At 65.1% G+C, this 14,719-nt stretch carries 11 protein-coding genes; 2 read left to right on the forward strand and 9 right to left on the reverse strand.

The window, feature by feature from the left end; all coding sequences use genetic code 11:
- Nucleotides 1-40: 40 nt before the first annotated feature.
- From ABKS89_RS05360 to ABKS89_RS05385, 6 genes are all read right to left on the reverse strand, one after another.
- Nucleotides 41-952 (reverse strand): ABC transporter permease subunit, encoded by a 912-nt coding sequence (locus ABKS89_RS05360; RefSeq protein ID WP_081517424.1) that lies wholly within the window; start codon nucleotides 950-952, stop codon nucleotides 41-43.
- 12 nt (nucleotides 953-964) lie between these two features.
- Entirely contained in the window at nucleotides 965-1,975 is a 1,011-nt protein-coding gene (locus tag ABKS89_RS05365) for an ABC transporter permease subunit (RefSeq protein ID WP_045209546.1), read from the reverse strand.
- 74 nt (nucleotides 1,976-2,049) lie between these two features.
- The gene (locus ABKS89_RS05370; protein WP_348588068.1) at nucleotides 2,050-3,636 is read right to left on the reverse strand and encodes an ABC transporter substrate-binding protein; all 1,587 of its coding nucleotides are present in this window, start codon (nucleotides 3,634-3,636) and stop codon (nucleotides 2,050-2,052) included.
- An 11-nt stretch (nucleotides 3,637-3,647) separates the two neighbouring features.
- Complete coding sequence (locus ABKS89_RS05375; protein ID WP_348588067.1) at nucleotides 3,648-5,057, reverse strand: OprD family outer membrane porin; 1,410 nt, start codon at nucleotides 5,055-5,057, stop codon at nucleotides 3,648-3,650.
- Between the two features lie 163 nt (nucleotides 5,058-5,220).
- Nucleotides 5,221-6,828: an ABC transporter substrate-binding protein gene (locus ABKS89_RS05380; RefSeq protein ID WP_348588066.1), complete on the reverse strand. Its 1,608-nt coding sequence runs from the start codon at nucleotides 6,826-6,828 to the stop codon at nucleotides 5,221-5,223.
- Between the two features lie 198 nt (nucleotides 6,829-7,026).
- A complete protein-coding gene (locus tag ABKS89_RS05385; protein ID WP_348588065.1) occupies nucleotides 7,027-7,590 on the reverse strand; it encodes a helix-turn-helix domain-containing protein in 564 nt (187 codons plus the stop codon).
- A 177-nt stretch (nucleotides 7,591-7,767) separates the two neighbouring features.
- Between ABKS89_RS05385 and ABKS89_RS05390 the strand changes: the two genes are divergently transcribed.
- Nucleotides 7,768-8,985, forward strand: coding sequence for a M24 family metallopeptidase (locus ABKS89_RS05390; protein ID WP_348588064.1), 1,218 nt, complete (start codon nucleotides 7,768-7,770; stop codon nucleotides 8,983-8,985).
- Between the two features lie 56 nt (nucleotides 8,986-9,041).
- Here the strand turns inward: ABKS89_RS05390 and ABKS89_RS05395 are convergent, their stop codons facing one another.
- The 3 genes from ABKS89_RS05395 to ABKS89_RS05405 form a co-directional block, all read right to left on the reverse strand.
- The gene (locus ABKS89_RS05395) at nucleotides 9,042-10,634 is read right to left on the reverse strand and encodes an ABC transporter substrate-binding protein (RefSeq protein ID WP_518300987.1); all 1,593 of its coding nucleotides are present in this window, start codon (nucleotides 10,632-10,634) and stop codon (nucleotides 9,042-9,044) included.
- A gap of 49 nt (nucleotides 10,635-10,683) precedes the next feature.
- Nucleotides 10,684-12,285 (reverse strand): ABC transporter substrate-binding protein, encoded by a 1,602-nt coding sequence (locus tag ABKS89_RS05400; protein ID WP_138212254.1) that lies wholly within the window; start codon nucleotides 12,283-12,285, stop codon nucleotides 10,684-10,686.
- A 222-nt stretch (nucleotides 12,286-12,507) separates the two neighbouring features.
- Entirely contained in the window at nucleotides 12,508-13,224 is a 717-nt protein-coding gene (locus ABKS89_RS05405) for an SIMPL domain-containing protein (protein WP_348588063.1), read from the reverse strand.
- 230 nt (nucleotides 13,225-13,454) lie between these two features.
- On the opposite strand from ABKS89_RS05405, the gene ABKS89_RS05410 reads away from it, so the two are divergent.
- Nucleotides 13,455-14,711, forward strand: coding sequence for an ATP-binding protein (locus ABKS89_RS05410; protein ID WP_045209553.1), 1,257 nt, complete (start codon nucleotides 13,455-13,457; stop codon nucleotides 14,709-14,711).
- Nucleotides 14,712-14,719 lie beyond the last annotated feature (8 nt).

Below are 14,719 nucleotides of genomic sequence, written 5' to 3' on the forward strand. Positions count from 1 at the left end.
TTGTCGTTGGCGATCTTGAGGCTGTGCATGGTCACTGTCCTCACGCCGCGTTCTTCAGCTTCGGGTCCAGCGCATCGCGCAGGCCGTCGCCCATCAGGTTGATTGCCAGCACGCTGAGCAGGATGGTCAGGCCGGGCAGCGAGACGACCCACCAGGCGCGCTCGATGTAGTCGCGCGCGGAGGCCAGCATGGTGCCCCACTCGGGCGTCGGCGGTTGCACGCCCAGGCCGAGGAAGCCCAGGGCAGCGGCGTCGAGGATCGCCGAGGAGAAGCTCAGCGTGGCCTGCACGATCAGCGGCGCCATGCAGTTGGGCAGCACGGTGACGAACATCAGGCGCAGGGTGCCGGCGCCGGCGAGGCGCGAGGCAGTGACGTAGTCGCGGTTCAGTTCGCCCATCACGGCGGCGCGGGTAAGGCGCACGTAGGCCGGCAGCGAGACGATGGCGATGGCGATCACGGTATTGATCAGGCCAGGGCCGAGGATGGCGACGATGGCCACCGCCAGCAGCAGCGAGGGCAGCGCCAGCATGATGTCCATCAGGCGCATGATCACCGGGCCCAGTCGGGTCGGCGAGAAGCCGGCGAGCAGGCCGAGGAAGATGCCGGGGATCATCGAGATCAGTACCGAGGTCAGGCCGATCATCAGCGACAGCCGCGCGCCGTGCATCAGGCGCGAGAGCAGGTCGCGGCCCAGCTCGTCGGTGCCCAGCAGGAACTGCGAGTTGCCGCCTTCGAGCCAGAGCGGCGGGGTGAGCAGGAAGTCGCGGAACTGCTCGCTCGGGTCATGGGGCGCGACCCACGGTGCGAACAGCGCGCAGAACACGATGACCAGCATGAACAGCAGGCCGCCGACCGCGCCCTTGTTGCGCGAGAAGGCATGCCAGAATTCTTTCAGCGGGGACGGGTAGACCAGGCTCGGGTCGCTGGCGGGAGCTTTGGCGTTGGCATTCATGGCGTCGGCTCCTCAGCGTTGGTGACGGATGCGTGGGTTGGCGAGGCCGTAGAGGATGTCCACGATGAAGTTCACCAGGATCACCAGGGTCGCCACCAGCAGGATGCCGTTCTGCACCACCGGGTAGTCGCGGCGGCCGATGGCGTCGATCAGCCATTTGCCGATGCCGGGCCAGGAGAAGATGGTCTCGGTCAGTACCGCACCGGCGAGCAGCGTGCCGACCTGCAGGCCGAACACGGTGAGCACCGGGATCATGGCGTTGCGCAGGGCGTGCACGAACACCACGCGGGCCGGCGACAGGCCCTTGGCGCGGGCGGTGCGCACGTAGTCCTCGCGCAGCACTTCGAGCATCGAGGAGCGGGTCATCCGGGCGATCACCGCCAGCGGGATGGTGCCCAGGACGATGGCCGGCAGGATCAGGTGGCGCACGGCGTCCATGAAGGCGCCTTCTTCATCCGAGAGCAGCGTGTCGATGAGCATGAAGCCGGTCTTCGGCTCGATGTCGTAGAGCAGGTCCAGGCGCCCGGAGACCGGCGTCCAGCCCAGGGAAACGGAGAACAGCATGATGAGGATCAGGCCCCACCAGAAGATCGGCATCGAATAGCCGGCCAGGGAGATGGTCATCACCCCGTGGTCGAACAGCGAGCCTCGCTTCAAGGCGGCGATCACCCCGGCGAGCAGACCGAAGACGCCGGCGAACAGCAGGGCGGCCAGGGACAGTTCGAGGGTCGCGGGGAAGAGGGTGAGGAACTCGTGCCAGACGCTGTCGCGGGTGGTCAGCGACTCGCCGAGGTTGCCCTGGGCGAGGTTGCCTACGTAGTCGAGGTACTGCTGGTAGAGGGGCTTGTCGAGCCCCAGGCGGTGCATGGCCTCGGCATGCATCTGCGGATCGACGCGGCGTTCACCCATCATCACTTCCACGGGGTCGCCCGGAATCAGGCGGATCAGCGCGAAGGTAAGCAGGGTGACGCCGAAGAAGGTCGGGATCAGCAGACCGAATCGGCGTGCGATGAAACTGAGCATGGTGTTTGGGGGCTCCTCACCGAGCGGCTACCCGTCGGATCACGACAGGCGCCGGTTTCTTATGACTTTGCCGGTTACTGGATCTGAACGTCGGCGAAGTTGTTTTTTGTCAGCGGACTGATGGTGTAGCCCGAGACATTGCTGCGGCGCACATTGAACAGCTTAGGATGTGCCAGGGGAATCCATGGGGCCTGCTCGTGGAATATGGATGTCGCCTTTTTGTAAAGTTCCGCCCGTTTTGCGTTGTCGCTGGTCTGGCGAGCTTCCTGGATCAGCGTTTCGAAGCCCTGATCGCACCAGAAAGCATGGTTTTCGCCTGATTTCGCTGCCGCACAGCTCAGGTTGGGCGAGAGGAAGTTGTCCGGGTCGCCGTTGTCGCCGGCCCAGCCGCCATAGAGCGAGAGGTCGTGCTCGCCGGCCTTGATGCGCTTGATCAGCTCACCGAACTCCAGTGTGCGGATATCCAGCGTGATGCCCACCTTGGCCAGATCCGACTGCAGCATCTGTGCCATTTGCGCCGCATTGGGGATGGTCGAGGAGCTGCCGTTGCGGGTGAACAGGGTCAGCTTGAGGTTCTCCACGCCCGCTTCCTTGAGCAGCGCCCTGGCGCGCTCCGGATCGTGCGGCCAGTCCTGGATGTCTTTGTCATAACCCAGCAGGGTGGCAGGGTACGGATTGATGGCCGGCGTGGCCGCACCGGCACCGTAGACGGCATCCAGCATGGCTTTCTTGTCGAACGCCAGGTTGATGGCCTGGCGCACGCGCACGTCGTCCAGCGGTTTGTGCCGGGTATTCAGGGCGACGTAGGTCGTGAGCAGCGCGTCGATACTGTCCACGGCGAGGTTCTTGTCCTGTTCGAGGCCAGGCACGTCCGACGGTTTGGGGTAGAGCGCGATCTGGCACTCGTTGCGGCGGATCTTCTGCAGCCGGACGTTGGAGTCCGGGGTGATGGCGAAGATCAGGTTGTCGATCTTCGGCTTGCCGCCGAAGTAGTCCGGGTTGGCACGGAAGCGCACCTGGGCATCCTTGGCATAGCGGTTGAAAACGAAAGGGCCGGTGCCGATGGGCAGGTTGTTGAGCTGCCCTTGTTTACCGGCGGCCAGCAACTGGTCGCCGTACTCGGCCGAGTAGATGGAGGCGAAGTCCATCGCCATGTCGGCCAGGAACGGCGACTCCGGATGGTTCAGTGTGAAGCGTACGGTGAGGTCATCGACCTTCTCCACCGACTTGATCAGATCGCGCATGCCCATGGCGTCGAAGTAGGCATAGCCGCGCGCGGACGAATCATGCCAGGGGTGCTTCGGGTCGAGTGGACGCTGAAAGGTCCAGAGCACGTCGTCGGCGTTGAGGGCGCGCGTGGGCTTGAAGTAGTCGGTGGTATGGAACTTCACGTCCGGGCGCAGGTGGAAGGTGTAGGTCAGCCCGTCGGGGCTGACCTCCCAGCTTTGCGCCAGCGAAGGCACCACTTCGGTGGTGCCGGGGCGGAAGTCAGCCAGACGATTGAAGACGGTCTGGCCGCTGGCATCGGCGGTGACCGCGCCGGTGTACTGGACGATGTCGAACCCTTCCGGGCTCGCCTCGGTGCAGACCACCAGGTTCTGCGCCAGGGCGGTGCCGCTGCCGAGCGCGAGCAGAAGGGGAATCAAACGCGGGATGGGCATGCCGGTTCTCCTTACAGCAGGTTGAAGGGGAAGTTGCTGACCAGGCGGATTTCGTTGACGCTGCCGTCCGCCTGGTTCTGGCTGGCCAGATGCTTCATGTAGGTCAGGCGGAAGCTGCTGCTCTTGAGTGGGCCGCCCTGCAGCGTGTAGCCGGTGGAGAGGCCGAGTTCGTGGTGCTTTTCATCATCCATGTTGCGGACGTCGTAGCCGCTGACGCCATTGCAGTCGCCGTCGTAGTGGGTGCCGTCGATGCCCCAGCCCTTGGCGTACCACGCCATGGTGGTCAGGCCGGGCACGCCGAAGCCCGCCCAGTCGGTGCTGTAGCGCAGCTGCAGGGACTTTTCGTTGGGACCGTTGTAGTCGGAGAGCAGGGAGTTGGCCAGGTAGATGGCCGCAGTCTCGTGCACGTAGTCGAAGTACTCGTCGCCACGGATCTGCTGCCAACCCAGCAGCACGGCATGGGCGCCGTGGGTGAGGGTGAAGGCAAGGCTGTAGGCATCGTTGTCGATGTAGCCGGCCTTGCGCTCGCCGCTGTCGCCGGTGTGGTAGTAGTTCAGGCTGGTGTTCAGCGCCAGGCTGGACGGGTCGCCCAGATCATGGGAGGCACCGAAGTAGTACTGGTTCCAGATGTCCTGGAAGTGCGCGCCGTAGGCGGTGAGCTTGAGGTCCTTCATGACCTGGTAGCTGCCGCCGAGGTAGCTGAAGCTGCTGCCGGTGAAGTCCTGTGCGCCGTACTCGGTGGTCAGGCCTTCGTGGCCGGAGCCGGTGCGCGGGCTGGCACGGGTGAAGCCGCCGGCCTGCACTTCGAGGCCTTCGAGCTCTTCGCTGAGCAGGCTGACGCCATCGAAGGACGAGGGCAGGGCGCGGTTGTCGTTGATGTTGAACACCGGGTTCTCGGTCTGCTGACGGCCGGCGCGCAGCACGGTCTCGGAGGCGCGCAGCTTCACGCTGGCCAGTCCCATCTTCGACCATTGCCCCACGGCATCGCCGTCGCTGTCGGTCAGGGTGCGCGTGCCGCCGCCGGCGATGCGCCCGTGGCCGCGCTCCAGGGCGACCTCGTTGAAGGCGGCGGCGTCCAGGCCGACGCCCACGGTGCCCTGGGTGTAGCCGGAGCTGTACTTGAGCTGGCTGCCCTGGGTCCAGGTGTAGCGGCTGTGGGTCGGCTCGGTGTAGCCGTCCTTCTTGATGTTGAAGTGGAAGCTGTCCTTCATCTGTTCGCGGGCGGCGAAGTTGCGGGTGCTGAAGGTCAGGCTCTGGCCTTCGGCGAAGCCTTTCGCACCGGCCTGGCCCTTGACCACGACTTCGGCGTCGCGGCGGGCCTCGTCCGGCGGCAGGTCGTCTTCGCCGGCGAATGCCTGGCCCAGCGGTGCGCTGCAGACGGCCAGTGCCAGTAGCGTGCGGGTGAGTACGTGATGCTGCATGAGTTGCTCCTTGTTGTTGTCGGTTTTCCTAGCAACGAATGCATCCCCTCCACCCATCGGAGAGATGGGGGAGCCGGCAGGCGGAAGGGAAGGCGGGGTGTGCCGCCCGGTCTGTGCCGGGCTGGCGTTCAGGCGGCCGTGGCCGCCGCTGTCCTGTCGGCGATCAGGGCTGGTTGGCCACGCCGTAGAAGGAATTGCGCCCGAAGGGGCTGATCAGGAAGCCTTGCACCGACTTGCGCATGGGCTGGTAGACGGTGGAGTGGGCGATGGGGCTGATCGGCAGCTGTTGCGCGAGGAGCTGCTGGGCCTTCTGGTAGAGGGCCACGCGCTGGTCGTGGTCGGTGGTGGCCTTGGCCTGGCGCACCAGTTTGTCGTAGTCGGCGTCGCACCACTTGGAGACGTTGTTGCCGCTCACCGAGTCGCAGCCGTAGAGAGTGCCCAGCCAGTTGTCCGGGTCGCCGTTGTCGCCGGTCCAGCCGAACAGCATGGCGTCGTGCTCGCCGGCATGGGCGCGCTTGATGTACTCGCCCCACTCGTAGGTGACGATCTTCGCCTTGATGCCGACCTTGGCCCAGTCGGCCTGGATCATCTCGGCCATCAGCTTGGCGTTGGGGTTGTACGGGCGTTGCACGGGCATCGCCCACAGGGTGATTTCGGTGCCTTCGGCGATGCCGGCTTTCTTCAGTAGCGCCTTGGCCTGCTCCGGATCGTAGGCCTGGCCCTTGATCGATTGGTCATAGGACCACTGGGTCGGGGGCATCGCGTTCACGGCCAGCTGGCCGGCGCCCTGGTAGATCGCGTCGATGATCGCCTGCTTGTTCAGCGCCATGTCCAGCGCGCGGCGCACGTCGGTCTTGTCCAGCGGGGCGTGGGTGACGTTGTAGGCCAGGTAGCCGAGGTTGAAACCCGGCTGCGAGGGCATGTTCAGGTTCGGGTCCTGCTTCAGCGCTTCGAGGTCCGCCGGGCGCGGGTTCAGGGTGATCTGGCATTCGCCGGCCTTGAGCTTCTGCATGCGCACCGACGCATCGGTGTTGATGGCGAAGACCAGGTTGTCGACCTTCACGTCCTCGGGCTTCCAGTAATCCCGGTTGCCCTTGAAGCGGATCATCGCGTCCTTCTGGTAGCGGCTGAACACGAAGGGGCCGGTGCCGATGGGCTTCTGGTTGATCTCGCGGGGCTTGCCCTGCCTGAGCAGCTGGTCGGCGTATTCGGCGGACTGGATCACTGCGAAGTTCATTGCCAGGTTCTGCACGAAGGCCGCGTCGACCTCGTTCAGGGTGAAGGTCACGGTGTGCTCGTCGACCTTGCCGACCCTGGCGATGTTGCGGTCCAGGCCCATGTCGGTGAAGTACGGGAACTCGGTGGGGTACGCCTTGCGGAACGGCTGCTCCTTGTCGAGCATGCGGTTGAAGGTGAACAGCACGTCGTCGGCGTTGAATTCGCGGGTCGGCTTGAAGTAGTCGGTGGTGTGAAACTTCACACCCGGGCGCAGGTGGAAGGTCCAGGTCTTGCCGTCGGCGGAGGTTTCCCAGCTTTGCGCCAGGGCCGGCTGGGCTTCGGTGCCGCCACGCTGGAACTGCACGAGGCGGTTGAACAGGGTTTCCGAGGTGGCGTCGTAATCGGTGCCGGTGGTGTACTGGCCGGGGTCGAAACCTGCCGGGCTGCCTTCGGAGCAGTACACCAGGCTGGAGGCGGCCTGGGCCGCGGAGCCGGCGAGCAGCAGCCCGCCGAAGGCGAGTGCGTGCAGGGGATTACGTCGCATCTTGCGCATTGCCTGACCTCATTCTTGTTCTTCTGAGGGGGCCGGCGAACCGATGGGGTTTGCAGCCGGCCTGGGCGGACTGGTCCGGATAAGGCCTATCCATTCATGGCCGGGCTGTGCCCGGTCATGCCGCGCCGAAGTTAAGTCAGGCTGAAATTTAGTTCAACTTAAAATTCAGTGGCACTGAAAATCTTGCGGGTCTGTGAATCAGCTGGCGGGATGTTCGCCGAACAGCGGAAGGGTGGTGACGGTGAGCATTTCCGCCACGCTGTCACCGACATTGCGCAGGCAGTGACGCTTGCCGGAGTCGAAGTGTACGGAGTCGCCGGGGCCCAGCGGGTAGGTGTGGCCATCGATGTCGTAGGCGATCCGCCCGGTGAGGACGTAGGCGAATTCCGAGCCGTCGTGGGTGATCAGTTCGGATTCGTAGCCCACCGGGACCGTCACCTTCACCGCGTTCAGCTGGTTGCCGGGGAAGCTGCTGGACAGTCGTTCGTAGCTCAGCGGCTGGCCTTCGATGGTGTAGCGCACGCGCTCGCCCTGGTGCGAGTCCGGCGGGATCTGCTGCGGAGAGTCGAAGAGGGCGTTGAGCGGCACGTCCAGCGCCTTGGCGATGCTGGCCAGTGAAGACAGCGAGACGCCGGTGAGATTGCGCTCGGCCTGGGACAGGAAGCTGGCGGTCAGGCCGGATTCGGCGGCCACCTGGTTCAGGGTCTTCTTCGCTGCGCGCCGATAACGGCGCAGGCGTTCTCCGATACGATCTGCGGACATTGGCAAGGCTCTTGTGGGACGCCGGCAGCATACCAGTGTCGTCGCCCGGTGGAAGCATCGCGCCATCAGCGGATGGAAAATCGACCACAAGGGGCGCGGACACCGAAAAGCCTTTGACCGGAAATTTCAGTGCTGCTTAAATTTCACGTCGTTTCATCCATTCCTCGGGAGAGTCGCATGACATTGGGAGTTGGGGGCGTGAGCCCCGAGCAGGCGCTGGCGAAATTGCAGGTCATGACGGCCGGCGCTCGCCCCATTGCGCTCGAGGAATACCAGGCGCGCATCACGCACCTGCAGCAGCTGATGCAGGCGCGGGAAATCTCGGCGGTATTCGTCGATGCCGGTAGCTCGCTGGTCTATTTCACCGGCCTGAAGTGGAGCCCCAGCGAACGCCTGGTGGGCGCGCTGGTACCGGCGCGGGGCGAGGTGCGCTACATCGCCCCGGCCTTCGAGGAAGGCACGGTGCGTGATCTGCAGGTGCTGCCCGGCAGCATCAGCGTTTGGGCCGAGCATGAAAGCCCGTTCACCCTGCTGGCCGGAATGCTGGCGGAGATCGAAGTGCGCGAAGGCGCGCGGGTCGGCCTTTCCCACAGCCTGCCGTTTGGCATGTACGAGCGCCTGCGCCAGGCGACGAGCATGCTGCAACTGGTGGACGCCGGTGCGCTGATCGAGCAGTGCCGTCGCTGCAAGTCGCCGGCGGAGCTGGCGCTGATGCAGAGGGCGAAGGACATGACCCTGGAAGTGCACAAGGCCGCCGCGAGCATCCTGCGCGAGGGCATTAGTACCACCGAGGTGACGCGCTTCATCGAGGCAGCGCACCGGCAGGTTGGCGCACCGGGCTCCACTTTCTGCATCGTGTTGTTCGGCGAGGACAGCGCCTTCCCCCACGGCGTGCGCCAACCGCGCCCGTTGCGTGAAGGCGACATGGTGCTGATCGACACGGGCTGCCAGCTCTTCGGTTACAACTCGGATATCACCCGCAGCTACGTGTTCGGCTCGCCCAGCGCACGCCAGCGTGAGCTGTGGGATCTGGAGAAGGCCGCGCAGCAGGCTGCGTTCGACGCCGCTGTGCTGGGTGAACCCTGCGAGCAGGTGGACGCCGCCGCCCGCCGTTGCCTGGAGGCTGGTGGCCTCGGGCCGGACTACGCGCTGCCGGGCCTGCCGCATCGCACTGGCCACGGTATCGGCCTGGATATCCACGAAGGTCCGTACCTGGTGCGCGGCGACAGCACGCCGCTGGACGTCGGCATGTGCTTCAGCAACGAGCCGATGATCTGCGTGCCGGGGGAGTTCGGCATCCGTCTGGAGGACCACTTCTACCTGACGGTGGAAGGCCCGCGCTGGTTCACCCAGCCGAGTCATTCGGTGGACGATCCCTTCGGCCTGGAGGCCTGAAGTTTGGTGTAGGAGCGGGCTAAGCCCGCGATCGCGCGCATGGCGCGCTCCTACAGTCAGGGCGCGAGTTCAACCCGTGAGAAATTGTTCGACCCCAGCGGGCTCAGGGTGAAACCGCTCACCCCCGGCCGCACCACGGCGAACTGCTTCGGGTACGCCAGGGCGATCCACGGCGCTTCGCGCTGGTAGATCGCCAGCGCCTGGCGGTAGAGGCCCGCACGGGCTTCCTGATCGGTGATGGCGCGGGCCTTGCGCAGCAATTCGTCGAATTCCGCGTTGCACCAGCCCGCCTGGTTCTCGCCACTCCTGGCGGCGGCGCAGGACAGGTTCGGCGTGAGGAAGTTGTCTGGGTCGCCGTTGTCGCCGGCCCAGCCCATGAAGATCAGGTCGTGCTCGCCCTGCTTGGCGCGCTTGATCAGCTCGCCCCACTCGAACACGCGAATCTCCGCCTGGATGCCGATCTGCTCCAGGTCGTTCTGCAGCATCTGCGCGCCGATGCCGGGGTTGGGGTTGGTCGGCCCGCCGCCAGGGCGGGTCCAGATCGACAGTTTCAGGCCGGGCTTGATGCCCGCATCATCCAGCAGCTGTTTCGCCCGCGCCGGGTCGTGGGGCCAGACCTTGAGTTGCGGATCGGAGCCCCACAGCGTCGGCGGATAGGGCGCCACAGCCAGTGTTGCGGCCCCCTCGCCAAACTGCGCGCGCAGGTAGGCGTTGCGGTCGAAGGCGAGGTTGATCGCCTGGCGCACGCGCACGTCGTCCAGCGGCTTGTGCCGGGTATTGATGCCGACATAAGCGACCAGCAGCGAATCCAGTTCCTCGACCGTCAGCTTCGGGTCCAGGCGCAGCGCGGGCACGTCGGTGGGCTTGGGGTAGACGGCGATCTGGCAGTCGCCGGCCTTGACCTTCTGGATGCGCACGTTCGGATCCGGAGTGATCGCCAGCAGCAGGCGGTCGATCTTCGGCTTGCCGGCCCAGTAGTCGGGATTGGCGTTGAAGCGCACCTGGGCGTCCTTCTGGTAGCGCTGGAAGACGAAGGGCCCGGTGCCGATGGGCAGGTTGTTCAGCTGGTCGGCCTTCTCGGCGGCCAGCAGCAGGTCGCCGTACTCGGCGGAATAGATGGAGGCGAAGCCCATTGCCAGGTCGGCGAGGAAGGGCGCCTCCGGATGCCTGAGGGTGAAGCGCACGTGGTGGTCGTCGAGCTTTTCCACCGCGCTGATCAGGCCGGGCAGGCCCATGGCCTCGGCGTAGGGGAAGCCGCGCGGGGCCAGCTTGTTCCACGGATGTTTCGGGTCGAGCTGGCGCTGGAAGCTCCAGAGCACATCGTCGGCGTCGAACTCGCGGGTCGGGGTGAAGTAGTCGGTGCTGTGGAATTTCACGCCCTGGCGCAGGGCGAAGGTGTACTGCAGGCCGTCGTCGCTGATCTCCCAGCTCTGGGCCAGCGCGGGCACCACGCGGGTGCTGCCGGGGGCGAACTGCACCAGGCGCTCGAAGACGGTTTCCGCCGAAGCATCGGCGGTGGTGGCGGCGGTGTACTGGGTGATGTCGAACCCTTCCGGGCTGGCCTCGGTGCAGACCACCAGGGATTGGCCGAATGCCGGCGCGCAGCCGAGCAGGCTGGCGAGGGTCAGGCGGATGAGCGCTTTGCGCACGGCGGCTGCCGGAAGAAAGGGCCGCCGGGACACCCGGCGGCCGCTGGCCTTACTTGCCTACGCTGACGCCGTAGAACGAGTTCAGCGCGAACGGGCTGATCTTGAAGTCCTGCACCGTCTTGCGCATCGGCTGGTACACGGTGGAGTGGGCGATCGGGGTGATCGGCACCTGCTCCTTGAGAATGTGCTGGGCCTGCTTGTACAGCTCGGTGCGCTTGGCCTGGTCCGGGGTGCGCTTGGCATCCTTGATCAGCTTGTCGTAGGCCGGGTCGCACCACTTGGAGAAGTTGTTGCCGTCCACCGCGTCGCAGCCGTAGAGGGTGCCCAGCCAGTTGTCCGGGTCACCGTTGTCGCCGCTCCAGCCGATCAGCATGGCGTCGTGCTCGCCGCCCTTGGCGCGCTTGATGTACTCGCCCCACTCGTAGGTGACGATCTTCGCCTTGATACCGACCTTGGCCCAGTCGGACTGCAGCATCTCGGCCATCAGCTTGGCGTTGGGGTTGTAGGGGCGCTGCACCGGCATGGCCCACAGGGTGATCTCGGTGCCTTCGGGCACGCCGGCCTTCTTCAGCAGTTCCTTGGCCTTTTCCGGGTTGTAGCCGGCGTCCTTGATAGTGTCGTCGTAGGACCACTGGGTCGGCGGCATGCCATTCACGGCCAGCTGGCCGGCGCCCTGGTAGACGGCGTCGATGATTGCCTTCTTGTTCACCGCCATGTCCAGCGCCTCACGCACTTCGAGCTTGTCGAACGGCTTGTGCAGGACGTTGTAGGCGATGTAGCCGAGGTTGAAGCCCGGCTGCGACGGCATGTTCAGGTTTGCATCCTTCTTCAGCGCTTCCAGGTCGGCGGGGCGCGGGAAGAGGGTGATCTGGCACTCGTTGGCCTTGAGCTTCTGCATGCGCACCGAAGCGTCGGTATTGATCGCGAAGATCAGATTGTCGATCTTCACCTCGCCCTTGTTCCAGTAATCCGGGTTGGCCTTGAAGCGGATCATCGCGTCCTTCTGGTAGCGACTGAACACGAACGGGCCGGTGCCGATCGGCTTCTGGTTGATGTCGGCGGCCTTGCCCTGCTTGAGCAACTGGTCGGCGTACTCGCCGGACTGGATCGAGGCGAAGCTCATGGCCAGGTTCTGGATGAACGCGGCGTCGACTTCGTTGAGTGTGAACTTGACGGTGTGGTCGTCGACCTTCTCCACCTTGGCAATGTTCGCGTCCATGCCCATGTCGGTGAAGTAGGGGAATTCGGTCTGGTACGCCTTACGGAACGGGTGGTTCTTGTCGAGCATGCGGTTGAAGGTGAACAGCACGTCGTCGGCGTTGAACTCGCGGGTCGGCTTGAAGTACTCGGTGGTGTGGAACTTCACGCCAGAACGCAGGTGGAAGGTGTAGGTCTTGCCGTCATCGGATACGTCCCACTTTTCCGCCAGGCCCGGGATGACCTGGGTGCCGCCGCGCTCGAACTGGGTGAGGCGGTTGAAGACCGTCTCGGCCGAGGCGTCGAAGTCGGTGCCGGTGGTGTACTGGCCGGGGTCGAAGCCCGCGGGGCTGCCTTCGGAGCAGTAGACCAGGTTGTTGGCGGCGTGGGCGAGCGGGGCGCTGGCGATCAGCCCAGCGGCAATCATGGAGCGGATGACGGCGTTCTTACGCATACGGACCTCTGTTTATTCTGGTTGTCATCGAGGGGCAGCCTCGTGAGCTGCGTTGCGTGAAGCTATGCACGGCACATGCCGGGCGCAAGCGGCTGGCGGGGATGAGTGTAGAAGTTGTGACGCGAGTGCAAGGGAATGTCGCAATTTCGACAATGGGAACCGTGCGGTCGGGCGGCGGCGCCCCGGTCCAAGGAAGCGCCGCGCTGGAAGGGGCCGAGGGTGTTACGGCATCTGCACCTCGATCGTGCCGTCGGCGCTGACGATGACCTGGCTGGTGCCGGCTTCGATTTCCTGCGCCGGGGCGCCGCCATAGCTATCGGCCTTCATCGCTGCCATGCGCATCACCGGCATCGGGCGCGGCGTGCCGGAGGTGTTCAGGTTCAGGCTGACCAGCTTGTAACCCTTGCCACCGAGCGCGTCGGTGAGCACCTGGGCGCGGGCCTTGAAGGCGTCCACAGCGCCTTTCATCATCGCGTCCTCGTTCTTCGCGCGGGTGGCGTCGGCGATGCTGAAGTTCATGCTGCCCATCTTCAGCTTGCCCAGCAGGTCAGCGCTGAGCTGGGAGAGGGCGGCGAAGTCGGTGCTCTCCAGGCGGATTTCCGCGCGCTCGCGCCAGGCGGTGATCTTCTGCCCCTTGTCGTCATACACCGGGTAGCTGCTGCGGCTGCCCAGGCTGACGGTCACGCCTTTCACCTTGCGCGCCTGCTCGACCGCCGCGTTCATCGCGGTGGTGGTCTCGGCGGCGAGCTTGGCCGGGTCGGTGCCCTGGCCTTCACTGAACAGGGTCACGTGCATCAGGTCGTGGGCGACTTCCTGGCTGACCTCGGCGCGCAGCGAAACCTGGTTGTAGCGAGGTTCGTCTGCCAGGGCTCCCAGGCTGGTGGCGCACAGGGCGATGGCGGCGGCGATGGCGGTGAAGGGTTTCTTCAGTACAGACATGGATGACTCCTTGCTCCAGAAAATGTCCGGGCCACAGCTTAGTAGAGGCAGTGGCGAGGACTGTCAGACCCTTTGACGAGGATGGGTTCGGATTCGGGTTAATGACGGATGTCACCATTTGTTTCGGGCTGCGGCGGCCGTCACAGGGCGCGCTGGAGTATGCTGTGGCGCTATGCCGCATTAAGGGGAGGGGGCTCTTGGCTATACTCGCGCAAATTCCGGAATTCACCATGCGCCCACCGGTTTTCCAGCTGTCCGCCAGTCGTCAGAACCTTCTGCATCTGACGCTTATCCGTATTCTCGTCCTTGCCGCCCAGGCCGGTTCCGTCGGGCTCGCCTACAAGGCCCAGCTGATCCAGCTGCCCTGGCTGGCGCTGGGCGTGACCATCGGCGTCTCCCTCGTGCTGTGCCTGGGTACTGCGCTGCGCCTGCGCGGTCCGTGGCCGGTCACCGAGCTCGAGTACGCCGTCCAGCTCGCTTGCGACCTGGTCATCCACAGCGTGCTGCTCTATTACTCGGGCGGTTCGAGCAACCCCTTCGTCTCCTATTACCTGGTGCCGCTGACCATCGCCGCGGCGACCTTGCCGTGGCTGTACACCATCGCCCTGGCCGGCCTCGCGCTGGCCAGCTACACGGTGCTGCTGGTGTGGTTCCACCCGCTGGAGATGGCTGCCGGGCAGCGCGACAACCTGCTGATCTACGGCATGTGGCTGAGCTTCGCGCTGGCCGCCGCGCTGATCACCTTCTTCGTCGCCCGCATGTCCGAGTCGCTGCGTCGGCAGGAGCAACTGCAGGCGCAACGCCGCGAGGAAGGCATGCGCGACCAGCAACTGCTGGCTGTCGCCACCCAGGCTGCCGGCGCTGCCCATGAGCTGGGCACGCCGCTGGCAACCATGAGTGTATTGCTCAAGGAGTTGCGCCAGACCAATGCGGACCAGCCGATGTTGCAGGAAGATCTCGCCCTGCTGCAGGAGCAGGTCAAGCTCTGCAAGACCACGCTTCAGCATCTGGTACGTGCCGCCGAGGCGGATCGTCGCCAGGCGGTGGAAGAGCAGGGCGCCAACGAATGGGTTGAATCGGTGCTGCGTCGCTGGCATCTGATGCGCCCCGAGGCGAGCTATCGCTACCAGACGCTGGGCAAGGGCAAGGCGCCGCGGATGACTCCGCCGACCGACCTGAGCCAGGCGCTGCTGAATCTTCTGAATAACGCGACGGACGCCTGTCCGGACGATCTGGATATCCGCCTGGACTGGGATGCCGGTGAAATCTGCCTGAGCATCCGCGACCAGGGCCCGGGCGTGCCGCTGGCCATTGCCGAACAGCTCGGCAAGCCGTTCTTCACCACCAAGGGCAAGGGCTTTGGCCTGGGGTTGTTCCTCAGCCAGGCCAGCGTGACCCGAGCGGGTGGAACGGTGAAGTTGTATAACCATGAAGATGGCGGCACTCTGACCGAGTTGCGTCTGCCCAGAAGCTATGGCGTGGCCTGATAGCCGCG

This window comes from Pseudomonas sp. LABIM340, assembly GCF_040017195.2.
Classification (GTDB): Bacteria; Pseudomonadota; Gammaproteobacteria; order Pseudomonadales; family Pseudomonadaceae; genus Pseudomonas.